This window comes from Candidatus Brocadiia bacterium, from assembly GCA_041658285.1.
GTDB lineage: Bacteria > Planctomycetota > MHYJ01 > JACQXL01 > JACQXL01 > JBBAAP01.
Genome location: JBBAAP010000010.1, coordinates 37547 through 60194 on the forward strand (window position 1 = coordinate 37547; position 22648 = coordinate 60194).

Genomic DNA, 22648 nt, shown 5'->3' on the forward strand with positions numbered 1-22648 from the left:
AATACGGCCATGCGCCCTAAAATATCCCGGTGCTAAATCATTTATTGGTTAACGCCGCGATGCCCGGCAGTTCTTTGCCCTCAAGAAACTCCAACGACGCACCACCGCCCGTGGAAACGTGCGAGAATTTCTCGGCTAGACCGAACTTGGTAACGGCCGCGGCCGTATCGCCACCGCCTACCACGGTGGTGGCCTTGAGCCCGGCCAATACCAATGCAATAGAACGCGAGCCTTCGGCGAACTTGTCTATTTCAAATATGCCCAGCGGCCCATTCCAAATAACGGTCCGGGCGGACTTGAGCTTTTGGCTAAAGAGCTTGACTGTTTCCGGTCCGATGTCAACGCCGAACCAACCGTCCGGTATGGAATATTTTTCCACCCTGATACGGGCCTTGGCTTCGAGGTGGTCAGCCACCAGGTGGTCAACAGGTAGAACGATTTCCACCTTGCGGTCTTTGGCGTGGCTGAGAATCTGCTTGGCCACGTCAATCTTGTCCTTTTCCAGCTTGGAGGAACCGATATTTTTGCCCTTGGCCTTGAGGAAGGTATAAGCCATCCCGCCGCCGACGAGGATGGTATTTACGTTGCTGAGCAGATTGTCAATCACAGCAATCTTGTCCGAGACCTTTGAACCGCCCAGGATGGCCACATAGGGCTTGTCGGGCGATTCCACCACCCGGGACAGATATTCTATTTCCTTAGCCAGCAGGAAACCGGCCGCGGATTTGAGGTATTTGGTCACGCCGACGATGGAAGCGTGGGCCCGGTGCGCGCAGGCAAAGGCGTCATCAACATAAATATCGCCCAGAAATGCCAGTTTCTTGGAAAAATCGTCGTCGTTCTTTTCCTCCTCGGCGTAAAACCTGAGGTTTTCCAGCAGGACCACATCGCCGTCTTTCATCTTAGAAACGGCTTTTTCTATGGGCAGGCCGATGCAGTCATCCATTTTGGTAACCGTTTTGCCGAGCAGTTTACCGAGAATAACAGCCACCGGGTCAAGCTTGAACTTCTCGTCCTTGCCCTTGGGCCGGCCCAGGTGTGACATAAGCACCACCCGGCCATTGTTGGCAAGGATGTAATTGATGGTCGGCAGTGTGGCCCGAATCCTAGTGTCGTCGGTGATGTCGCCCTTATCGTCCTGGGGAACATTAAAATCCACCCGGGTAAGAATCCGCTTACCGGCCATTGGTATATCGCGAATGGTTAGTTTAGCCATATCTTACCTTTCTTCTTATGCACAGATTGGCGCTGGATACAAACACCGGATTAGCGCCTACTTATTCAATACTTACCGACCAATATTATTTCAGTTTGTTGGCGTAAGCGATGATATCGGCAATCCTGTAAGAATAGGCCCATTCGTTGTCATACCAGCCGAACACCTTGACCATGTTCTTGTCGATAACCATGGTGGACAGCGCGTCAAAGATGCAGGAATGGGTATCGCCGATGATGTCGGTCGAAACAATCGGGTCTTCGGTATAGGCCAGCATACCCTTCATCGGTCCTTCGGCCGCGGCCTTGAAGAGCCTGTTGATATCGGCTGGAGTAGCTTCCTTTTTGACATCGACCACCAGGTCTACCAGCGAACCGGTCGGCACCGGGACGCGCACGGCAAAACCGTTAAGCTTGCCGACTAATTCCGGAATGACTTCGCCGATGGCCTTGGCGGCTCCGGTCGAAGTGGGGATGATGTTAACCGCGGCGGCCCGGGCACGCCGGAGGTCTTTGTGGATCAAATCGGTCACAGACTGGTCGTTGGTGTAAGCGTGAATGGTGGTCATTAAGCCGCGGATAATCCCAAAATTATCATTAAGCACTTTAGCCAGCGGAGCCAGGCAGTTGGTGGTGCAGGAGGCGTTGGAGAATATCCGGTGCTCCTTCTTAAGCTTGGATTCGTTGACACCCATAACCACAACAGCATCGACCGGCTCCTTGGGCGGCGCGGTCAATACCACTTTCTTGGCCCCAGCGGCCAGGTGCTTTTCCAGGTCGGAACGCTTGGTAAATACGCCGGTGGATTCGACCACGAAATCGATGTTATACTTGCCCCAAGGCAGCTTGGTCGGGTCTTTCTCGGCCGAGACCTTAACCTCTTTGCCGTTAACGATGAAAGCGCCTTCCTTCACTTCAATGGTTCCGTCGAACCGGCCGTAAATGGAGTCGTACTTCAACAGGTGCGCCAGCGTCTTGGCGTCCGAAAGGTCATTGATGGCCACGATTTCGAATTCGGGCCTCTTGAACATGGCTTTGAATACGTGGCGTCCGATTCTACCAAAACCGTTGATGGCTACTTTGATACCCATATGCCCTCCTTTGATGCGGGTTGATGATAATATAAACCTCCGGCAGCAAAAGACCCTTTGCTCTTGATGCCGACTTCCAGATAATCTATAAAGTTAATCAGGGGTGTCAAGAATTTCCAAGAAACTGCCGGTAATCAATATGCAAGTTTACTTAAGGTCTTCTTCCCGACAGATGCGGTTCTTGGAAATGGCCGTAGAAACCGACTGGATATAAGCCAGCAGGCTGTGCCTAAGCTTCAGAGCCTGGTCCGGGTATTCCGATTGCAGGTCTTTTTTGGCCATCGGGTCGGCGTGGTAATCATACAACCCGATGTTTTTCTCCAGGTCGTTAAGCAAAACAAACTTATCGGAAAAGATGGCGTACCTGGTACCGTCGCTGACCACGGCATAGTGCGGCTGGCTGCTGTCCGTCAGGTTAACGCCCATCGAGGCGTGGGTGGCTGAAATACCAAGAACGCCAAGAATGGTCGGCAGGATGTCCACCTGCGAGCCGATTACGCCGTTCCGGGCCGGCTTTTCCAGGCCGGGCGAATATATCAGCAACGGTATATGGAAACAGGAATAGAAATCATTGACTGCCGAATGCGAGGCGTGGTCCGCGGTGATGATAAAAACAGTATCTTTAAACCAGGGCTTGTCCTGGGCAAACTTGAAGAACTGTTCCAGGCTGTAATCAGTATAGCGCAAAACCTTCTGGAATTTTGTTTCATCGGCATATTTATCAAACAGCGCCTGGCGATGCGGCGGAATCCGGAATGGTTCGTGCGAGGTCAGAGAAAATATTACCGAGCAGAAAGGCGTCCGGAACTGGTCCATCCGTTTCAGGGAATCCAGGAAGAATTCCTCATCCCAGACGCCCCAGACCGCGTCCTGCGAGGCGTCGGTCAGGTTAAGATAGTCTTCCTTTCCGTAATAATGCTGGAATCCGGCCAGCTTGGTGTAGACATCAAGTCCGAGCGCGCCGGTGTTAGCTCCGTGGTGGAACGAGGTGATATAACCCTGCCGGGCCAGGATGCCGCCCAGACCGACAAAGTTATTGACCTCTGATTGCGATTCGATGAAAGAATTCTTTTTGCCCATGCCGGAATCCGAATAAAATCCCGGTATCGAGGCCAGTACGGACGGCGCCGCGACAATTGTCCGGTGGCCGGTGGCCAGGAAGTTAGTAAAAAGTATGCTTTGCTGGGCCAGACTGTCGAAAAATGGCGTTGATGACGGTTCTTTGCCGGAAACACTGCCGACAAAATCAGCCGTCCAGCTTTCCATTATGAAAACGACAATGTTTTTCTTGTTAGGCACGCCCGGATGTTTGATCTGGCGCAGGAATGGATATTGCTCATCAATAATCTGCTCACCGGGTTGGAAAAACATGCTGATAATTTCGGCCGAGGCCTCGGCCTGGGGCATGAATTTATATTCCGGCATCCCGGCCTGAAAGATGCTTTTGATAACCGTGAATGACGAGTTAAGGGTCAGGTAGCCGGCCGCGCGGTGAGAAGAAAAAAACGCGTGCGCCGGGCGGATGGGCTTGGTCTGGAAACCGCCTTTAACCCCGGGCACCAGCAGAAAAGCGATAAAGATAAAATGCATCAGCTCGCGCCGGAAGCTGTAAGCGTATTCGAAAGACCGGTCCAGCCTCTGGAGCAACCTCCAGGTGGTCCAGACGAACAGCCCGCCGCCCACGGCCAACCCGATAAAGAGATAATAAAAATCCGTTATCATGCTGGGCAACATCTTCATTATGTCCAGGAACATCACGTAGATTTCCGACATCAACCGCCGCTGGGCAGTGGCAAAATAACCGTAATCAGCCAGGTTAATCGTGATAAAGGCAAGGTTCAAAACCCAGAAAAGAACCAACAGACCGGTCTGATACCATTTCCAGCGGTGGTGGTTTATGGGCAGGTTATAAAGCAGCAATAACGGCCCGTTTATCATCAGCAAGGCCGATAAATCAAATCTCAGGCCGTAAATAAACGCCCGGATAATCTCCCCCGCACCGACCTCTTTAAAAAACCCGTAATTGGCCGCCAGAAATCCCAGCCTTAATAATGTATAGCAGGCCATCAGGTAAATAATCATGACCAGGCTGATTTTAACCTGTTTGGTAATTCTTTGGCTCAAGAACCGCCTTGCGTTATCAATAATTTTCCATAACGTCATATATTTAAGATTACAAAACTAACCGATGATATCAAGTAAAAAGTTAGCTCTCAAGCCCTGACCATACGTAACATACAAGCTTTAAAAGTCTTGATTTATAATTTAGCCAATATACTATCTGATTAATTAAAACTTATATGAAGAAAATCATTGCTTTTATATTAAGGTATTTCTTCGGGTTATTCGCCTCCGTATACCTATTTACCATGGGTTTTATTAAGAGCCAAAACCGGATCCTAATATCAACCATCTGCGCCCATTTCGGTTATAAACCAAAAGCTCATGAACTGATAATCCCGGAAATCAAGTTGGCTGAGGTAGCGCCGGACGACCTGCTCGCGAAAGTAGTTGAGCCTATCGGCGTGGACGGGAACGCCTCGCTCCTGGAAATCATGACCATAAACAAGCTGATTACCCGGCATCAGCCGCGGAGAATCTTCGAGATTGGCACATTTGACGGCCGAACCACTATAAACATGGCCGTCAGCGCTCCGGCCGAAGCAAAAATACATACGCTGGATTTACCCAAGGAACAGATCAGCACCACAAAATTACCCATAGTCCAGGGCGATAAATTATATATTGACAAAAACCGTTCGGGCTCGCGGTATATCGGTAGACCTGAAGCCAATAAAATTACCCAATTGTATGGTGATTCGGCCACGTTTGATTTCAACCCGTATTTCAACAGTATCGATTTTGTATTCATCGACGGCTCGCACGCCTATGACTATATCCTTAACGATTCCCGCATAGGTCTAAAACTATTGAGAAATAACCGTGGCATCATCCTGTGGCACGATTACGGCGTATGGGAAGGCGTAACCAGAGCATTGAATGAACTGCTGGCCGGGAATGCTGATTTTAAAGAACTCAAGCATATCGAAGGAACATCGTTGGCATATTTGAATCGATAAAATGGATAATCTTTATAAAATAGCGTTGGAAGTAGTCAAAACCCTGCAGTCAAAGGGGTATCAAGCCTATTTTGCCGGCGGCTGCGTGCGCGACCGGTTGATGAAGCGGATTCCTCAGGACTATGACGTGGCTACCAACGCCCGGCCCAATGAAGTCATTAAACTATTCCCCAAAACCCTGTCCATCGGCAAGGCCTTCGGGGTGATAATAGTTCTCGTGCCCATCCAGCGCAAACCGGGAAAATCAGTGGAATCTGTGGCTATAGAGGTCACCACCTTCCGGGCCGAAGGCCCTTATAGCGACGGACGCCGCCCGGACAGCGTCAAGTTTACCCAACGCGATGATGACGTGGCCCGGCGCGACTTTACCATCAACGGGCTTTTGTACGACCCCATCAAAAAAGAACTGGTCGACCTGGTCAAAGGCAAAAATGATATCAGGGCTAAGGTGATAAAAACCATCGGTGACCCGGCCAAGAGGTTTAATGAGGACAGGTTAAGGATGCTCCGGGCCATCAGGTTTGCCTGCCAGTTGGGATTCAAGATAGACCCCAAAACCAAATCAGCCATCAAGAGATTAGCCCGCCGGATAAAAGGCATTTCAGCCGAACGCATCCGCGAGGAACTGAAAAAGATTCTTATCTCGCCGCGCAGCGCTGAGGGCATCGAAATGCTCCGGGAAACCGGGCTGCTCAAGGAAATATTGCCCGAAATCGTCAAGATGCGCGGGGTCAAGCAACCGGTCCAGTTCCACCCCGAAGGCGACGTTTACGTCCATACATTAAAAGTCCTTAAACATCTGCGCAAGCCGTCCTTCGACCTGGCCCTGACGGCGCTGCTGCATGATATCGGCAAACCGGGCACGTTCATGATAACAGATAGAATCCGGTTCCACGAACACGAGCGGGTCGGCGCGGAGATGGCCGAACGCATCTGCAAACGCCTGAAATTATCCAATGCCCAGATAGAAACCATAACATGGATCATCAGCAAACACCTGGTTTTTAAGGACATCGACAAGATGAGGGTGAGCACCCTGAAAAAGCTCTTCGTCCACCCGGCTTATCCGGAACTGAACGAACTACACCGAGCCGACCGACTGGCCTGCGACATGGACCTTAAGCCTTATCATAAAGCTGTCCGGCTTTATAAAAAATACTCCAAAAAAGAACTGAAACCAACGCCTCTATTAAACGGTTACGACTTGATAAAGCTCAAGCTCAAGCCCGGGCCGATATTCTCGGAATTGTTGCATAAATTGGAAGAAGCCCAGCTGGAGAACAGCGTCAAGACCAAATCCGAAGCCATCGCGTTGATAAAGAAAATACTGGCGGACAAGCCCAAATAACATCAACAACTCATCAATGCTTATACAAAGCGGAATAACTGCCGACAATATTTATTGGGATTTTGTTGAATAGTAGACGTAGATTATTATCATTAGAAGGCAATATTAACGGGGCGTGGCGCAGTCTGGTTTAGCGCGCTTGCTTGGGGTGCAAGAGGTCGGTGGTTCAAATCCACTCGCCCCGATAATCATTAGGAATTAGTGGTTTCCGCCAAAGGCGGATCCGCCTCTGGCGGACAAATCCACTCGCCCCGATTTACTATTCCAATATTTCTATAAGCACGCCGAATGTATCCCTGGGACTGAGAAAATTCACCTTATGCCCGCCGGCGCCAACCTTGGGTTCCGGATATACCGGCTTATAACCTTTATCAATCAACTCTTTGGTTAACGCCATCACGTTATCGGTCTTCAGGCAGATATGGTGGATGCCTTCGCCTTTGTTGGCCAGGAATTTGGTCACGGCTTCCTCTCCGGCCAGAGGCTGAATCAACTCGAGCGTACTCTCACCCACCGCCAGCTTGGCCACCCGGACCTTCATGGCCGGCACTTCTTCAATATGCGGATTAAGATTCAACCCCTGCTGGTAAAAGGCCAGCGCCGTGTTGATGTCCTTTACGGCAATACCGATATGGTCAATCTTCTGTAACATACCACCCCCTATAATCTGGTCGTCTGCGACCGATACTCGCCGAATGCCTTTCGTAAAACCGTGCAGATTTCTCCGAGCGTCGCATCCGTCTTGATGCAGTCTATTATCAACGACATCAGGTTTTCATTGCCGGACGAAGCAACCCCGGCTAATTTCCGGCAGGCCGCGCTCACCCGGGCAATATCCCTTTTTTTCTTATACCTGGCAACGTTATTCACCTGTTTCCTCTGGGTATCAGCGGAAACCTTAAGGTATTTAACCTTGCTTGACTTACGGTTCCTACTATCCAATTCATCCTGGTATTTATTAACTCCGACGATAGTTCGGTGTTGTTCTTCTATGGATTTCTGGTATTCATAGGCGCTGTTGGAAATCTCCAGTGTCTGGTAACCCTGTTCTATGGCCTTAGCCGCGCCACCCAGCTTGTCTATATGCCTGATATAGTCTTCGGCCTGTTTCTCTATCTGCCCGGTCAGATGTTCTATGTAATACGAGCCACCCAGAGGGTCGGCCACGGCCGGCACTCCGCTCTCGTAAGCCAGCAGCTGCTGGGTGCGCAAGGCCGTCCGGGCCGCCTGCTCGGTGGGCAGGGATAACGCCTCATCAAAAGAATTAGTATGCAGGCTCTGGGTCCCGCCCAGCACCGCGGCCATAGCCTGCAGCGCCACACGGGTGATATTATTCTCCGGCTGCTGAGCGGTCAGGGTGCAACCGGCTGTCTGGGTGTGGAATCTCAACATCATGGCCCTCGGGTCGGTGCAGTTGAACTGTTCTTTCATGCGCTTAGCCCAGAGCCGCCGGGCCGCCCGGTATTTGGCCACCTCTTCAAGCAAGTCGTTATGGGCGTTAAAGAAGAACGATACCCGCCGCCCGATTTCCTGGATATCCAGCCCGCGTTCCAGCGCCGCCTGCACGTAAGCAATGCCGTCGGCCAGAGTGAACCCCACCTCCTGCGCGGCCGTCGAGCCGGCCTCCCTAATGTGATAACCGCTGACGCTGATATAATTCCATTTGGGAATATTCTTCAAGCAGTATTCTATCAGGTCAATGGTCAACCTCATAGACGGCTGGGGCGGGAATATATAAGCGCCCCGGGCGATGTATTCCTTGAGAATATCGTTCTGGACGGTGCCGTTCAAGGCGTCCAGCGGAATGCCGCGCTTCTGGGCCAGGACGATATACATACCCAGGATTACCGGTGCCGTGGCGTTTATGGTCATCGAAACGCTGGCCTTGTCCAGCGGGATGCCGTCAAAAAGCGTGTCCATATCGTCCAGCGTGGAAATGGCCACGCCGGTCTTGCCCACCTCGCCGTCGCTCATCGGGTCGTCCGAATCGTAACCCATCTGGGTGGGCAGGTCAAAGGCAATGCTCAGTCCTATCTGCCCGCGCTGGAGCAGGAACTTATAGCGCTTATTGGTTTCTTCGGCCGTGCCAAATCCGGCATACTGTCGCATGGTCCAGAGCCGGCCCTGGTACATAGTCGGGTGGATGCCCCGGGTAAACGGATACTCGCCGGGCTTATCAGATAGAGGCAGTTTGATATCGGACGGAATATAAAATGGGTTCATAATTGCCGAATTTACTACTGTGAGCCTAAGCGTCAAGGTTTATCCAGGATTACCGCTTCAGCCAGGACTTCGGTGACGGTCTTTATTTCCACGCCGAGTTTATAGTGGTCATTGAGCTCCATCAGCTGGTCGATGCAGTTATGGCAGGGTGTGGCTACGATTTTAGCTCCGGTCGCCTTTATCTGGTCGGCCTTGATTTTGCCGGCCTTGATGCGCCGTTCTTTATATTCGCCCATGGCCAGCATACCTCCACCTCCGCCACAACAGAAGTTTTGCTTCCTGTTAGGTATCATTTCCACGAAATCCTGAACCGCGTGCTTAAGAATGTAGCGTTGTTCCTCAATCACGCCGCCGTTGCGCACCAGGTTACAGGGATCGTGCAAGGTCACGCGTTTGGAGTTCTTTGAGGGATCAAGCTTGAGCCGGCCTTCTTTGACATAAGCGGCGAATACCTCCAAAACGCTCTTTACCGGCACGCCTAATTTTCCACCAGTCCAGTTGGCCGCTTCCCAGCGGGTGGCCCGGAATCCGTGTCCGCATTCGGCCATCGCCAGCACCTGCGCGCCCATCTCTTTTGTGCGGATTATCAGGCGTTCGGCAATCTGGCGCGCCTCCTTGTCATTGCCGGAAAACAGGGCGTAATTGGTAACGTCAAAGTTATGGCGGCTGAGCGTCCAGTTTTCATTAGCCGCATAAAACACCTTGGCTGCCGCGGTGATGGAAAGCGGAAAGAATTTCGGCTCGCGCGGATTGAGGGTATAAAGAATATTAACGCCGGATTTATCCAGCGGGATGGTTATGGTCTTAACGCCGGTCTCCAGGCGCAGGTCATCCTGAAGCCACTCTATAGTTTCCACGAAATCATTTTCGCTGATGGCCATATTATTGCCTGTCCTGACGGCCGTGTCCACGGTTGACTGGAGCGATTTCGGCACCAGCCCAACCTCGGCCAGAACGGTTCGGGCCGCCCGGATAATCTGGCCGGCGTGCAAACCGATTGAACAGTTCAAACCGCACCGGCCGCACATAGTGCACCGGCCGAAAACCGCGTCAATGAGTTTCTCCACCCGCTCCTGGTCCAGTTCTCGGGCGCCGACCCATTTAGGCATCATCCGGCCCAGCAGGGTATGATATCGGCGATAGAGAGAAGTGATTTGTTCTATCTTAGCGGCCGGCAGCATGGCCGGGTCCTCCGGGTTAGCCAGCGAATAATGGCAGGTGTCGGCGCACAAGCCGCAATGAACACAGGCGTTCATATAAACGCTCATCTTACCGTCCAGCAGAGCGTCCAACTTGGCCAGAGCTTTCTTAAAGTCAGTCTTCTTTTCTTCCATGGTTCTTTATAATCCAGACTTGGGCAATATGCCCCGGTGCCCGTAAAATATCCCAAACATTATCCGCGTGGCCGGGAAGAAGGCGCAGTGTTTCAGCTTGCCCAGCGGGATATACAACAACAACGCCGTTTCGATATAATACATTATGTAAGAACCGGGCTGTAAAACGGAATACACGGACGAGGCCAGGAACAGGTTCACCAATATATTGGAGAAATAATCGTCAAACGAGCTGATATACCTCAGACGCGGCACGGCGACTCTTTTTACCAGCAGCCCCAGCCCACAGGCCAGGCCGACCGGTATCAACACCAGCATCGCCGGCGTAAAATAGTTAACGTAGAAAATGGTGATACCGGTTTCATAATAATCGGCAATCCTGTCAAATAGCAGGTTGGTTACCAGCGGCTGAACCGCGCTGTATAAAAACGCCGAGAATATGCCGATGTGCAGGATAATCCCGGCCAGATAGGTGATAATATGATGAGAGATGCTTTCCTTGGCGCCGGGCAGCATCCCGACCGTAAAGGCATAGATAATCCCGCTAATTTTACTGCCTCTGGGTTCGGCCAGGTCGGCGCGGTATTTGCGGAATGCGCTGATGAGCATCACGGCCAGCGAAATAATGCATATGATTGCCGCGCCGGATGTCACATAAAGGATTGGATGCATAATAGGATTAAACGCAACCGTCAGGCTTGGGCAGTCCGGCCCACTTACAGGCGCCCTTGGCCGGCCCGGCCGGGAATATTTCGTATATCTTCTTCAACGGCAGGCTGGTGGTTTTGCAGATATTCCGGACCATCGGCGCTAAGTCGTGCTCCAGATAATAGGTCCGGATATAGCGGATAACCGCCCAATGCTCATCGGTCAGCTTTTCGATACCCTCGAGCTTGGCAAAGTTTTCCGCAATCACTTCGTCCCAGAGCTTGGGATCGGTCATAAACCCTTCCTGGTCCACTTCTATTTCTTTGCCATCAGGCAATTTAATCAGCATAATTAATTCTCCCAATCCCGAATATTATCAAGGCTAAGACTCAAGGCAGGGTTCATAGACCATTTTATTCTTACCCGCCCTTTCGACGCCGCTCTTTGCGATATCCCTTACGGCCGTTATGGCCGTATCAATATCCTTATCATTATTTAGGGGTCCGATGGAAAACCTTACCGTGCCGGCCTTGATAGTGCCAAAGTGCTCGTGGACCTTAGGCGCGCAATGAAGACCGGTGCGGGTAACAACATTATAATCGACATCAAGCTGCGTGCCCACATCAGCCGATTCAAACCCGTCAACGTTAAACGAAATAACCGGCAAGCGGTTGGCCAGGTCTTTCGGGCAATAAACAACCACGCCTTTTATCTCACGAATGCCGTCAGCCAGTTTTCGGGCTAATTGCATTTCGTGCTTCCTGATATTATCCAACCCCTGTTTGGCTATCCATTTCTGGCCCGCGTGCAAACCCGCAATGCCGACCAGATTAGGAGTGCCGCATTCAAGACGCCAGGGGTATTCCTCCAGATGATACGGGTAGGCAGAATGAACGCCGGTGCCGCCGACGCGCAGAGGTTTGACATCAACGCCTTCCCGGACGAACATACCGCCGATACCCATCGGGCCGAAAAGCGATTTATGCCCGGTAAAGGCCAGCAGGTCTATGTTCATTTCTTCCATATTTATCGGGACCATTCCGGCTGTTTGCGCGGCATCAACCGCAAATAACACCCCTTTGCCGCGGCAGACAGCGCCGATTTCCTTCAGCGGCTGGATGCTCCCAACCACGTTAGAGCCGTGGTTGACAATAACCAGCCGGGTATTTTTGCATAGCAATCTTTTTATTTCATCGGGGCTAACCACCCCTTTTTTATCAGCCTTGGCCCAATCAACGGTTATTTTCCCGTCCGCCTTAAGGTGGTTCAGGGGGCGGATGACGGAATTATGCTCCATTACTGTGGAAATGACGTGGTCACCCTTTTTAGTCACTCCGTTAATTATGGTATTCAGCGAATCGCTGGCATTACAAGAAAACACCAGACGGTTATAATCGCCCTTTGCCCCCAAGAATTTGGTCAGCATCTGCCGTGTTTCTTGGATAACCTTTTCCGCTTCCAGGGCCAGGTCACAGCCAGTCCGGCCCGGATTAACGCCGTTATTGCGGTAGAAGTTAAACATGAAATCATATATTTCAGGCGGTTTGGGAAATGTCGTCGCCGCGTTATCAAGGTAGATAAGTTTTTCCATAAAATCACTTTCATCCGGCCGGGTCCTCCCGCAGTTCTGGCAACCGGCTGCTGAACCGCAGGATACCGCTATCCGGTATAACAAACAAAAACTCAATACTACGAACCGCCGTCCGAAAGTCAAGAAATTCTAAAGCAACCTTAGTGCCGGTTCGACCGAAGGGAGTTATCCCTAGACCCTGAGGGGTCTTGAAACAGCTCCGCAAAGCCTCCCGCTGATAGGGACAAGACCCTCACGGGCCGGCACTTATCCCCGAAACGAAGTGGAGCGAGACAAATCATTCAATATATCCCTTCACCCATATGTTAGTAGATGTAAACACTCCGTTCTTCATAGCAAATACCTTAATCTGTCTTACCCCATCCACCCCCAGAACACTCTCCTTGTAGGCGTTATTGTTAAAGCCCGCAGTATTTTGCCATATAAAATGTATGGTTGAATTACCATAATCCGCACCGGCCCTTCTACCGAGGACGGTCAGTATCTGCTCCGAACTGGCCGGGACGGACATAGCGTTGAGCTGGATTTCCACCAACACCGCTTGTGCCGTTACCGGAATCCAGGCCGACAGGTCTATCAGTTGGTCTATGTCCGCCATCGAGTTCTCGGAGAATACTAAGGGCTGGCTGGGCAACAGCGTCAACTGCATTCCGCCCGCACCGCCGGTAGGCGGAGCTATCCAATTGAACTTGCCTGTCGCCGCATCGAAAGACAGGATTTGGCCATCCGTGGGCGGAGCGACGTTATAGAGCAGTTCGTGGTTGATAGAAGCCAAGGCAATCTTGACCCAGTCCACCGCCCGGTCCGCTATCTTGGGGTTGGTCACCTGAGCATCGCCGATTTCATCTGTAGCAATGGCTGGGGTCAGGGGACGAGTAACTCCGCTCGCCATCGGTTTCCATTCCAGCTTGGACTGTGCCTGATTATATGTAGGCACTTCGCCGTCCGCCGGAGAATCAACAGCCGCCAGTTTGGTCGGCGTGACTTCGCCCGTGCCAATTTTGGATGCCGTCACCGCTCCTTCATTAAGTTTGGTAGATGTCACCGAGTGTGTATCCAGCTTATCCGGCGTTACACTGCCATCCCGCAACTTAGAACTCGACACTGCCGAATCTGCAATCTTCGGCTCCGTCACGGCATTGTCCTGTAACGGCACAATGCTGACATTACTACCCAGCTTCGCTAATGTAACAGCGCCGTCGGCGATGTCATCGGTCTGGACCTGCCCGGCTCCGATATCGGCTCCGGTGATAGTCTCATCCTTAATCTTGGCTGATGTTACTGCATTGTCCGCAATCTTCTCCTCGGTAACAGCCTCGCCGGCAATAGCCGGAGATGTCACCTGTCCGTCAAAATATCGTCTTCTGAATGTTGTCATAAATCACCCTTAGTGGCAGTTAGCAATTACCCGGTATCAATCGGGTAAGAGCGTTATCTGCCACTTAGTCCCGTCCCGCTCAAGCGGGAACGGGATAATTTCAATTTATCAAAGTGTGGTCGGTCCCGCCCTTTGTTTTGCAAAGAGCGGGACACTCACACCAACAGTTTAGACTGTCAAACCCACTTGGACCCTGAGAACGAGACGCCCTTCGGCATCAACCTCCCACGAGCAATAGCACTTGTCTATTGCCGGGGTGTCCACAAAGGCATCGCTTTTGGCCGGGTCGCGCAAGCTGGTCAGGAGTTCCGCATTAATCCCGTTCTGGCGCAGGATTTCATCTGCCGCATCGTTGCCCGAATTAGCAATCATTATCCCGCCCTGGATGAATCTCTGCAGAATCGCCGCCTTGACCGCGTTACGCTGGCCTATCTTAGCGATATTGTACGGCTTACCGTCGGCTGTGCCCGGTGCGGGCCAAATTTCAGCGCGCTCATCACCGACCAGGTAATAGGTCGCGAAAGGGGCCACGCCCAATCCGCGGGCTTTGTCGCCCGTAAAACGTAATGCCCCCTTGCCCATCTTAAGGGCCCAGCGATCCTTGGCCGCCTGGACTTTATCCTTAAAGAGCTTGGCAATCACGCCATCGACCGTGGCAAACGCCTTGGCCAGGTTTTCCTTCCATTTCAGGAATGCGCCTGACAGATTGCTCTGCCTGGTGCGCCTGATATTGTCCAGGGTTCTTTCGCTTTTGGACATGAATGCCGGATTGACAAACGGTCCAAAGGCATTGCTGGACGGGTTGACCATAGTGTTGATGAAAGTCCCATCGTCCGGAAACTTCTCATCAAGCTTACCCTTCATCAACTCCGCCGCGTCCATCATGTGTTTTTCCCAATTATCCGCCATGTGTCCGGCAACTTCCCAGTTTTCCGGCACACGCAGGGTTAATTCGAACTTCTTGTTGAAAGCCATAAAAACCTCACTACCGAAGATATATCATAATCAGCCCAGCCGGGCCGCCGCGCCTTGCTTGGCGCTTCGGGGCGCCATGACGCCGATGACGGCCCAGGCTGAACTGTAGATTCACTTACGGTTCTTCTTTCCTTCGAGATAATCCAAAATAATCCCAACGACTACCTGGATTATCCTCCTCCAGAAACCTGACATCATTTGAAACATACATCATTCTCCTCCAGAAAATCGTAGATTTTCTGTATTGGAACGATACCTGCCATAGTAGTCACCAACTGCTCTTTGCAGGTATGGACCCAAACGGAAATCCCAATTACTTCATAGGTTCGAGCATCGAATACCGGGCCTCCAGAGTTGCCCGGTAAAATAGGTGCGTTGATTTCCCAATAATCCGGTTCGATGATTGAGATAATGCCGTATGACGGGCGCACCTTCAGACCCAGAGAGCACCCAACGGCATAAACTGGACTAAAAATATAAGGGGTATAATTCCGCGGAGCCAGAGTAGCGGAATAATTACAAATTCCAGATTTCAGATTACAAATTTTAATTAAAGCCAGGTCTTTGGCCGTGTCCGTTATAACCACTGAAGCGCTGAATTCACTGAACTCAGGATAGAAGATTTCCACTTTAACTTCAGATTCGTTATCAACCACGTGAGCGGCAGTTATTATGTAACCGTCAATAATAACGCCTGAACCGCAAGAAAACCCGGCCTTAACCCTGACGGTCGTATAGAGCATAGACTCGTAAAGCCCTATAAACGGATTAGCCGACTCAACCTGCGCCGGAACCTCTTTGGACAGGTCGATAATAAAGGTATCGCCCTCAGGCGGCTCAAAGGCGCATCCGCCAATCATCACAATTGACAAGAGCCAATAAATTAATGTTCTTCTCATAAGTCACCTATTCCTTTTGGGCCTCTTCCATCCATTCCCAGGGTGAAGTATTAGCGCAATCAAACATATCGCCGTTTGACTCACTCTCGGCCGGGACAGAGAACCCGTCATTCGGATATACAGCTATCAGTTTGGGATGGGCCGGTTGTTCTGGAAACTTAGCCCGGTAGCAATACCGGCACAGGTGGAGCATCTGGTAGGCAAAGCTGATTATACCCTTGGATTTGGTTGGCACCCTTTTACCGCATTCTTTGCAGGTATCTATAACCTTTTTCATACATCACCTCTCTTAGAGCCAGTTAGTCACTCCGATGCACACCCGCCTGAACCGAACGGGCAGGTCGGAGGGACGTTACTGGGTCTTAGACCCCGACTATTCCGTCGGGGCTTCCCGGCTCACCTGGGGAGCCATTCCCTGGGAAGGCTTCTTCGCCCTCCCCCCTCATAATAACACCCGGAAAATACCAAAAGGTTATATGGAAAAATGAGAATTCCGGTGAAATTTCCCCAAAAAAGTTCAATAATTCTGAAAATAAAATGAACTTTTCCCGATATTTTACGTTTAATATATATAGGGGAGGATATAGTATCTATTAGGTAGTATGTAGGGCTGGAAACCCTATAAAACCTGTATTTGCGAGCGATTATTTTAGCAAAATTCTCATTATTTTGCAGTAAAATGACCTCGCCGATCATATATATATTGGGGGAGGTGAATTGGTTTCGCCCTTAAAAGGCTTGATATATGGCTCATCGGGCGGTTCGCCGAAACATATAGGAATGCCGCACAACACGTTCCTTTATGCGCCACCGGTGAACCCGCCCTTGGGCCTTAGGGAAGACAATGGACTATCCCGTCAAGCTGCGCTTGCGGGATCTAAGTGACACTACGTCGCTATGCTCCAAGTGTCACTAAGAGATTGGGGTTGTTTATGGAAGAGGATGACCAATCAGATGAGCAATTAGCCCAGGAATACCTGTCCGGCAAGGAAGAGGCTTTTGACGAGCTTTTTAGCCGCTATTTCGGCCAGATTCGCTACTACCTCTTGACACGCAGTTGGTATCACAAAGATGATAACTATATTGACGAACTGGTCTATGCGGTGTTCCGTGTGCTCTGGGAATGCCTTGAAGCCAAGGGTTTCAAGAACGAAGGCCCCGGTTCGTTCCGCCGTCTGCTTTGCACCATCGCCCGACTGGAATGTTATAAACACGATACCGAGCACGCCAAAAACCCGATGACCACCTCAGCTATGTTCCCGTCATCGTTCGCGGATATACCAATAGGAACCATAGATGAGCCGGTTAACGATGAGCCGGAAAAAGAATCAACCATGGATAAACTCAACAAAACCCTGGTGAAACTTACGCCCGACGAACAGAAGCTGATGCGCCTGGTGGCGAATCAGGTTAAATATAAGGATATTCTTAAAGAACCGGAGTTCTGTAAATATTCCCTTGACTACCTGAAACTCAAAATATATAATATTCGCAACAAACTAAAGAAAGTGGCGCCATAAGGGCGCCATGGCGCTTCGGCGCTAGAGGATATTAATATGGCAAAAAAGAGTAAGTGCGAAAAATACGGCATGGCCATTACCGATTATATCCTGGGCGAGCAGATGGATATGCCGGAATCGGAACTGTTCAGCCACGTGGCCAACTGCGATAACTGCCGGAAAGACCTGGTCAACTGGCGCAATACCTATGCGGCCATGAAGAACAAGGCATACCTGGAAAAACCCGAGGTCCAACAGAAATACCGGCATATGCTGGAAAGCATCAAACAGGGCAAGGCCTGTCCGGAGGCCAACCTGCCCAAGGACGAAAAACTGATAGACATCCAATGGGAAATCGGGCATCCGGCCGGGACCATCTGGAACCACTTGGCCAAGCACGGCAAGATGACTATGGAAGAACTGGTTGGCAAATCAAGCTTAAAACCGATTATCTTCGAGCGGGCCATCGGCTGGCTGGCCAAAGAGAATAAAATCTGCATGACCCAGGCCAAAGATGCGGTTTACGTATACCTGACCCCGACCGAGCAAATCATCGCCCGTCGCAGGCAAACCGAGGCCAATCGCTAAAAAGTTTCTGTATGGGCAGGGGGGTACTAAATAACCCCACCCCCTGGTATAAATGGCTCTACAAGGTGGTATATCCGACCTTCACCCTCAGTATAAATGACCCTGCCCGGTAATATGCATGGCTCTATAAGGTGGTATATCCGACCTTCACCACTAGTATGAATAACCCTGCCCGGTAATATGAATGGCTCTATAAGGTGGTATATCCGACCTTCACCCCCAGTATGAATGACCCTGCCCGGTAATATGCATGGCTCTATAAGGTGGTATATCCGACCTTCACCCCCAGTATGAATGACCCTGTCCGGTAATATGAATGACTCTTCAAGGGGCTATATCTAACCTTCACCCCCGGTATGAATGACCCTGCTCCCTAGTATGAATGACCCCACCCCCTTTTAGGGGATACCCCACCCCCTGGGGGGGTATACCCTACCCCCGTTGGGGGTACTCCCCCTCCCCCCTATACCCCCCCTGCCAAATATGCATTATATTGGGATTTGGGCGCGGAGAAAAGCTGATTTACAAAAAAACAGCGCCCGGCGTAATGGCGATGAAGTCCCGCCCTTAAAGCGGGAGAATGAGCCTGGTTACTGCATTATCATGCCAGAGGCAGATCAGCCTTTGGCTGACAAAATTAGGTGTCCTTTCAGGAGGCTATCGCTCTGTGTCACCGGTCCCGATCTGGAAATTCCGGAGACGCCATACCGAATTAGTGTTCCAAATTAGAATCTCACGTCGAATACCAAACCAAAACGCATATCCCGCCCATTACAAGGGTATATACCAAGTAGAATTTAATATCATATTTTGGTATTATTCGTAAATACACGGCTAAAAAACATAGCCCGAACATTAGCAAAAAATAGGCCGGCCATAAAATAACAGCGTAGTTTCCTATCATTGTATCATTCCTTTTTCAACCCACTACTTATTAAAGTATCTGGCTCAGAACAAACCTGGCCACGACCCAAAGCGCGACACCGGCAATGAATATGATGATGCTGTATTTAACAACAGGACTAGGCTCGGACTCGGCGGGCTTGCCTTCCATCTTCTCAACCTGAGGCTCATGCCCGCCAATTGGCAGGCGGGGACCAGTCTCCGGCTGGGGTGGACGGTCTACCAGCCGCGCCATAACTACAAGTATTAAAAGAACGCCATAAATAATATCCAATATGCTTGGAAAAGCGGTCGGGTGGGCGGCCAGTATCACCGCAACCATTATCAGGAATACCGGCCCAAGCAGTGTCGAAAATACCTTAATCAGGCAACCACTCAACGATGTAACATCCGCTTCTTTATTAACTTCTTTGTTTATTTCCTTGCTTGGTTCTTTATTCATTTAAAACTCCTTTACTATAATTTATTTATTAGAGGTTTTCTTCTCTATGAGTTTTACTATATAAGCGGTCAGTTTTATGGTCAGTATCAGGGTGACCATAGCGATGAACACCATGCTTAAACCTATGATGCATATTTTAAGACCCTGGTATAACATATGCCCCCTTTCAAAGTGCTTAGTCCGGCATAAATCCGGAGTTATCCGTGGCTAAAATAAGACTGATTCGCGCGAGATGTGTGTTTAAGCACGTGGGGGGTCGCGCGGGATGGGTGGAAAACCGGGCTTGAAGATTTCTCTAGCTCTGATTCGTTTGTTCTTGAATTGTCCGTGTCTGTTCAACATGGCTTTAGAATACGCCGAATAATCATATTGTCAAGGAAATTACTTCAGACAAGTCAATTTATTTGACCAAGGCACGCCCCCTAAATCTTGACATTTCAACTGCCGGTTTTATACTGCCCTATTATGGGTCGATTGATTGTTAAGTTAGGCTCACGGGTGGTCAAGGATATATTCCTGGACAAACCGGTTTTCCGCATCGGCCGTTTGGATGACAATGACCTGCCTTTGCCGGATAATCTGGCTTCGCGCCACCATTGCGAAATAACCTCCAAGGACAATAAATACTACCTGACCGACCTGAAAAGCGCCAACGGCACCCAGGTCAACAAGAAAAAAATCTCCACGCACCCTCTGGTTAACAGCGATGAAATCCAGATAGGCGCTTACACCCTTATTTTCAACGAGGGCTCGTCGTTTTCGATTCCGGGCTCCGGCGGAACATCGCCTTTCGCGGCGGCTCCGGGCGCGCCGCCCAGACCGGCTCCGGGCACGGCTTTCGGCAGCGATATCATCAAGAAGGTGACCGATATCGACGCCTCTTACCAGATTAACATCAAGGATATCTTCGACAAGGGCGAATCGCTTGCAGGCGGCTCTTTGCCGGGCAACCTGCAGGAAACCAAGGAAGGCAAGAAGTTCTTCCTGCTTTACCAAATCGGCAAGGCCGTGGCCACGACCGAATCATTGCAGGAGGTCATGGATATCGCCCTGACCTCGATATTCGATTTCATCAACGCGGAACGGGGCGTGATTATGCTCCTGGACCAGACTACCAAACAGCTGGTGCCCCAGCTCAGCCGATATAAGAACAAGAAAGAACCGCCGGCCGAGCATATCAAGGTCTCCAGCACCATCACCAACAAGGTGGTGTCAGATAAGGTTTCCATAGTTTCCTCGGACGCCATGGCCGACGCCCGGTTCTCGGCCGGTATGTCCATCACCCAGCAGAACATCCGCTCGGCGCTGTGCGTGCCGCTCTGGGAAAAGGACGAGGTGCTCGGGGTGATTTACGTCGATAACCTGGTCCGGGCTCACTCGTTTACCAACGACGACCTGGACCTGATGACGGCCATTTCCAACCAGGTGGCCATCCGGATAAAGCAGGAAGAGCTTTATGACAAGCTCCAGAAAGCGGCCCTGGTCCGCGCCAACCTGGAACGATACCACTCGCCGGACGTGGCCGAGATGATTATCTCCAAGGGCGTGACCCTGGACGTCCAGGAAAAGAACATCACCGTGCTCTTTGCCGACATCCAGAACTTCACCACCCTGTCCGAGCAGATGCGCCCGGCCGAAATCGCGGCCATGCTCAATAACTTTTTCGAAACGGCCACCCAGATGGTCTTTAAATACAAGGGCAGCATCAATAAATACATCGGCGACGCGGTTATGGCCATATTCGGCGCGCCGGTGCCGATGGACGACCACCCGGGCAACGCGGTCATGGCCGCGGTCAAGATGATGGAAGCCATAGGCAAACGCAAGGCGGACATCCCCTGCAACCTGCGCATCGGCATTAATACCGGCATCGTCGTGGCCGGCAACGTCGGCTCCAAGCAACGCATTGAATACACGGTCCTGGGCGACACGGTCAACGTGGCCAGCCGCCTGAACCAGTATGGCCAGTCCAACGAGGTGGTCATCGGCGAAGAAACCTACACCCGCATCGTCAAGGCCGGACTGCCGCTTAAGTTCAAGAGCCTGGGCTCAGCCAAACTCAAGGGCAAGGCAAAAGAGGTCCAGGTCTACCAGGCCTGGCTGGACCCCGACAAGGAGCCCAAAGAAACACAGGACGAAACCTTAGTCAGCCCGGTTAATCCGCCTGCCCAGCAGGGAAAAACAACCTGATGAAGAACATCGTGGTGGCCGGCTCAACCGGCTCAATCGGCCGGAATACCCTTAAAGTAATCAAGTCATCATTCTCCGGCAATGCCCGCGGATACCGGGTGACCGGACTGGTAGCCCATTCCAACTGGCGGTTGATTCTGGACCAGATAAAAGAATTCCATCCCAAACAGGCCGTGCTCATAGACAAAGACGCCTGGCTGGCGCTGAGGAATAATTACCGAGGCGCCACCAAAATCCTGTGCGGGCTGGGCCGGGTCCGCGAAATGGTTACCGACAAGAAGGCCGACGTGGTCTTATCGGCCGTAAGCGGGGCCAGCGTCGGACTGCCCATCAGCCTGTGGACCGCGGCGGCCGGAAAAACACTGGCCCTGGCCAATAAGGAATCTCTGGTCATGGCCGGACGGATAGTAACGGAACTGGCCCGCAAGACCGGCGCGATTATCCTGCCTATTGACAGCGAGCACAGCGCCATCTGGCAGTTAATCCGGCCTATCGGGCTGCCGTCCGGCAATACAGCAACCTGCGTCCCGATAAGACTCGATAACGGCCGGCTCGTCAACCGACCAAGACTGCGCCATATAATCCTGACCGCCTCGGGCGGACCGTTCTATAAGTATCCTGAAAACCGGCTCAGGCACGTCACGCCGGCCCAGGCGCTCAAGCATCCGACCTGGCAGATGGGTTCCAAGATTACCATCGATTCGGCCACCATGATGAACAAGGCGCTGGAAATCATCGAAGCGCACCACCTTTTCAACCTGCCGTCCGAAAGCATCCGGGTGCTGGTCCATCCGCAGTCGCTGGTGCACGGACTGATAGAACTGGCCGACGGGACAACCCTGGCGCATATCTCCCGTCCGGATATGAAGATACCGATACACTGCGCGCTGGCCTACGCCATGGGCAATGATAAACCTGACAACAACCCGGCCGGGCAAGGACCGGGGCTTAACATCAATTACGGGGCGTTGACCTTTGAGGAGCCGGGCCGATGCGCGCCGATGTTCCGGCAGGCGCTGGAACTGGGGCACGAAGTAATCCGCCGGGGCGGCACCAGCGGCGCGGTCCTGAACGCGGCCAACGAGGAGGCCGTCGGGTTATTTCTCAAGAAACGCATCGGCTTTACCGATATAGTTAAATTGACCGCCCGGGTTTTCGACCGGCATAAAGTCATACGGGAACCATCCTTAGGTGACATCGTCCAAAGCGACAACTGGGCGCGTAACCAAATGAAAGCATATTAA

Annotated in this window: 21 protein-coding genes and 1 tRNA gene; 7 read left to right on the forward strand and 15 right to left on the reverse strand. The window is 51.5% G+C overall.

From position 1 onward, the window contains the following. Nucleotides 1-37 precede the first annotated feature (37 nt). The 3 genes from WC980_08825 to WC980_08835 all read right to left on the reverse strand — a co-directional run bounded on the left by WC980_08825 (nucleotide 38) and on the right by WC980_08835 (nucleotide 4469). Entirely contained in the window at nucleotides 38-1216 is a 1179-nt protein-coding gene (locus tag WC980_08825; protein MFA5795147.1) for a phosphoglycerate kinase, read from the reverse strand. 85 nt (nucleotides 1217-1301) lie between these two features. Continuing rightward, on the reverse strand, nucleotides 1302-2306 hold the full coding sequence (gap, locus tag WC980_08830; protein MFA5795148.1) for a type I glyceraldehyde-3-phosphate dehydrogenase: 1005 nt from the start codon (nucleotides 2304-2306) through the stop codon (nucleotides 1302-1304). Nucleotides 2307-2453: 147 nt separating this feature from the next. Continuing rightward, nucleotides 2454-4469, reverse strand: a complete 2016-nt coding sequence (locus tag WC980_08835; GenBank protein MFA5795149.1) for a sulfatase-like hydrolase/transferase — start codon at nucleotides 4467-4469, stop codon at nucleotides 2454-2456. A gap of 137 nt (nucleotides 4470-4606) precedes the next feature. Between WC980_08835 and WC980_08840 the strand changes: the two genes are divergently transcribed. The 3 genes from WC980_08840 to WC980_08850 all read left to right on the forward strand — a co-directional run bounded on the left by WC980_08840 (nucleotide 4607) and on the right by WC980_08850 (nucleotide 6919). Continuing rightward, a complete protein-coding gene (locus WC980_08840) occupies nucleotides 4607-5386 on the forward strand; it encodes a class I SAM-dependent methyltransferase (GenBank protein ID MFA5795150.1) in 780 nt (259 codons plus the stop codon). A 1-nt stretch (nucleotide 5387) separates the two neighbouring features. After that, nucleotides 5388-6734 carry a CCA tRNA nucleotidyltransferase gene (locus WC980_08845; protein ID MFA5795151.1) on the forward strand — a complete coding sequence of 449 codons (1347 nt, stop codon included), beginning with the start codon at nucleotides 5388-5390 and terminating at the stop codon, nucleotides 6732-6734. Between the two features lie 109 nt (nucleotides 6735-6843). Then, a tRNA-Pro gene (locus WC980_08850) sits at nucleotides 6844-6919 on the forward strand. A gap of 74 nt (nucleotides 6920-6993) precedes the next feature. Here WC980_08850 and mce read toward each other — a convergent pair. The 10 genes from mce to WC980_08900 all read right to left on the reverse strand — a co-directional run bounded on the left by mce (nucleotide 6994) and on the right by WC980_08900 (nucleotide 16059). Then, nucleotides 6994-7386, reverse strand: a complete 393-nt coding sequence (mce, locus tag WC980_08855) for a methylmalonyl-CoA epimerase (GenBank protein ID MFA5795152.1) — start codon at nucleotides 7384-7386, stop codon at nucleotides 6994-6996. 8 nt (nucleotides 7387-7394) lie between these two features. Next, nucleotides 7395-8957: a methylmalonyl-CoA mutase family protein gene (locus WC980_08860; GenBank protein ID MFA5795153.1), complete on the reverse strand. Its 1563-nt coding sequence runs from the start codon at nucleotides 8955-8957 to the stop codon at nucleotides 7395-7397. A 32-nt stretch (nucleotides 8958-8989) separates the two neighbouring features. After that, the gene (locus WC980_08865) at nucleotides 8990-10291 is read right to left on the reverse strand and encodes a (Fe-S)-binding protein (GenBank protein MFA5795154.1); all 1302 of its coding nucleotides are present in this window, start codon (nucleotides 10289-10291) and stop codon (nucleotides 8990-8992) included. 6 nt (nucleotides 10292-10297) lie between these two features. Next, nucleotides 10298-10963, reverse strand: a complete 666-nt coding sequence (locus WC980_08870; protein MFA5795155.1) for a hypothetical protein — start codon at nucleotides 10961-10963, stop codon at nucleotides 10298-10300. Nucleotides 10964-10970: 7 nt separating this feature from the next. Continuing rightward, complete coding sequence (locus WC980_08875; GenBank protein ID MFA5795156.1) at nucleotides 10971-11288, reverse strand: TusE/DsrC/DsvC family sulfur relay protein; 318 nt, start codon at nucleotides 11286-11288, stop codon at nucleotides 10971-10973. A gap of 33 nt (nucleotides 11289-11321) precedes the next feature. After that, entirely contained in the window at nucleotides 11322-12530 is a 1209-nt protein-coding gene (locus tag WC980_08880) for an aminotransferase class V-fold PLP-dependent enzyme (protein ID MFA5795157.1), read from the reverse strand. 277 nt (nucleotides 12531-12807) lie between these two features. Next, complete coding sequence (locus WC980_08885) at nucleotides 12808-13908, reverse strand: hypothetical protein (protein MFA5795158.1); 1101 nt, start codon at nucleotides 13906-13908, stop codon at nucleotides 12808-12810. Between the two features lie 168 nt (nucleotides 13909-14076). Beyond that, nucleotides 14077-14883 carry a hypothetical protein gene (locus WC980_08890; protein MFA5795159.1) on the reverse strand — a complete coding sequence of 269 codons (807 nt, stop codon included), beginning with the start codon at nucleotides 14881-14883 and terminating at the stop codon, nucleotides 14077-14079. A gap of 194 nt (nucleotides 14884-15077) precedes the next feature. Then, nucleotides 15078-15782, reverse strand: a complete 705-nt coding sequence (locus WC980_08895; GenBank protein ID MFA5795160.1) for a serine protease — start codon at nucleotides 15780-15782, stop codon at nucleotides 15078-15080. Between the two features lie 7 nt (nucleotides 15783-15789). Further along, nucleotides 15790-16059 carry a hypothetical protein gene (locus WC980_08900; protein MFA5795161.1) on the reverse strand — a complete coding sequence of 90 codons (270 nt, stop codon included), beginning with the start codon at nucleotides 16057-16059 and terminating at the stop codon, nucleotides 15790-15792. 655 nt (nucleotides 16060-16714) lie between these two features. On the opposite strand from WC980_08900, the gene WC980_08905 reads away from it, so the two are divergent. Both WC980_08905 and WC980_08910 read left to right on the forward strand, forming a co-directional pair. After that, nucleotides 16715-17302 (forward strand): hypothetical protein, encoded by a 588-nt coding sequence (locus WC980_08905; GenBank protein MFA5795162.1) that lies wholly within the window; start codon nucleotides 16715-16717, stop codon nucleotides 17300-17302. Nucleotides 17303-17338: 36 nt separating this feature from the next. Then, complete coding sequence (locus WC980_08910) at nucleotides 17339-17869, forward strand: winged helix-turn-helix domain-containing protein (protein MFA5795163.1); 531 nt, start codon at nucleotides 17339-17341, stop codon at nucleotides 17867-17869. 934 nt (nucleotides 17870-18803) lie between these two features. On the opposite strand, the gene WC980_08915 is transcribed toward WC980_08910, so the two are convergent. Together WC980_08915 and WC980_08920 are read right to left on the reverse strand one after the other, a co-directional pair. Then, a complete protein-coding gene (locus WC980_08915; protein MFA5795164.1) occupies nucleotides 18804-19214 on the reverse strand; it encodes a hypothetical protein in 411 nt (136 codons plus the stop codon). 21 nt (nucleotides 19215-19235) lie between these two features. After that, nucleotides 19236-19370, reverse strand: a complete 135-nt coding sequence (locus WC980_08920; protein MFA5795165.1) for an OadG family protein — start codon at nucleotides 19368-19370, stop codon at nucleotides 19236-19238. 309 nt (nucleotides 19371-19679) lie between these two features. On the opposite strand from WC980_08920, the gene WC980_08925 reads away from it, so the two are divergent. Next, the gene (locus WC980_08925; GenBank protein ID MFA5795166.1) at nucleotides 19680-21404 is read left to right on the forward strand and encodes an adenylate/guanylate cyclase domain-containing protein; all 1725 of its coding nucleotides are present in this window, start codon (nucleotides 19680-19682) and stop codon (nucleotides 21402-21404) included. Beyond that, nucleotides 21404-22648, forward strand: coding sequence for a 1-deoxy-D-xylulose-5-phosphate reductoisomerase (gene dxr, locus WC980_08930; protein ID MFA5795167.1), 1245 nt, complete (start codon nucleotides 21404-21406; stop codon nucleotides 22646-22648). The genes WC980_08925 and dxr overlap by 1 nt, the downstream gene beginning before the upstream one ends.

Coding starts and splice junctions, on each gene's coding strand:
- WC980_08825 (MFA5795147.1), bottom strand. CDS start 1,216: ATGGCTAAACTAACCATTCGCGATATACCAATGGCCGGTAAGCGGATT.
- gap (MFA5795148.1), bottom strand. CDS start 2,306: ATGGGTATCAAAGTAGCCATCAACGGTTTTGGTAGAATCGGACGCCAC.
- WC980_08835 (MFA5795149.1), bottom strand. CDS start 4,469: ATGACGTTATGGAAAATTATTGATAACGCAAGGCGGTTCTTGAGCCAA.
- WC980_08840 (MFA5795150.1), top strand. CDS start 4,607: ATGAAGAAAATCATTGCTTTTATATTAAGGTATTTCTTCGGGTTATTC.
- WC980_08845 (MFA5795151.1), top strand. CDS start 5,388: ATGGATAATCTTTATAAAATAGCGTTGGAAGTAGTCAAAACCCTGCAG.
- mce (MFA5795152.1), bottom strand. CDS start 7,386: ATGTTACAGAAGATTGACCATATCGGTATTGCCGTAAAGGACATCAAC.
- WC980_08860 (MFA5795153.1), bottom strand. CDS start 8,957: ATGAACCCATTTTATATTCCGTCCGATATCAAACTGCCTCTATCTGAT.
- WC980_08865 (MFA5795154.1), bottom strand. CDS start 10,291: ATGGAAGAAAAGAAGACTGACTTTAAGAAAGCTCTGGCCAAGTTGGAC.
- WC980_08870 (MFA5795155.1), bottom strand. CDS start 10,963: ATGCATCCAATCCTTTATGTGACATCCGGCGCGGCAATCATATGCATT.
- WC980_08875 (MFA5795156.1), bottom strand. CDS start 11,288: ATGCTGATTAAATTGCCTGATGGCAAAGAAATAGAAGTGGACCAGGAA.
- WC980_08880 (MFA5795157.1), bottom strand. CDS start 12,530: ATGGAAAAACTTATCTACCTTGATAACGCGGCGACGACATTTCCCAAA.
- WC980_08885 (MFA5795158.1), bottom strand. CDS start 13,908: ATGACAACATTCAGAAGACGATATTTTGACGGACAGGTGACATCTCCG.
- WC980_08890 (MFA5795159.1), bottom strand. CDS start 14,883: ATGGCTTTCAACAAGAAGTTCGAATTAACCCTGCGTGTGCCGGAAAAC.
- WC980_08895 (MFA5795160.1), bottom strand. CDS start 15,782: ATGAGAAGAACATTAATTTATTGGCTCTTGTCAATTGTGATGATTGGC.
- WC980_08900 (MFA5795161.1), bottom strand. CDS start 16,059: ATGAAAAAGGTTATAGATACCTGCAAAGAATGCGGTAAAAGGGTGCCA.
- WC980_08905 (MFA5795162.1), top strand. CDS start 16,715: ATGGAAGAGGATGACCAATCAGATGAGCAATTAGCCCAGGAATACCTG.
- WC980_08910 (MFA5795163.1), top strand. CDS start 17,339: ATGGCAAAAAAGAGTAAGTGCGAAAAATACGGCATGGCCATTACCGAT.
- WC980_08915 (MFA5795164.1), bottom strand. CDS start 19,214: ATGAATAAAGAACCAAGCAAGGAAATAAACAAAGAAGTTAATAAAGAA.
- WC980_08920 (MFA5795165.1), bottom strand. CDS start 19,370: ATGTTATACCAGGGTCTTAAAATATGCATCATAGGTTTAAGCATGGTG.
- WC980_08925 (MFA5795166.1), top strand. CDS start 19,680: ATGGGTCGATTGATTGTTAAGTTAGGCTCACGGGTGGTCAAGGATATA.
- dxr (MFA5795167.1), top strand. CDS start 21,404: ATGAAGAACATCGTGGTGGCCGGCTCAACCGGCTCAATCGGCCGGAAT.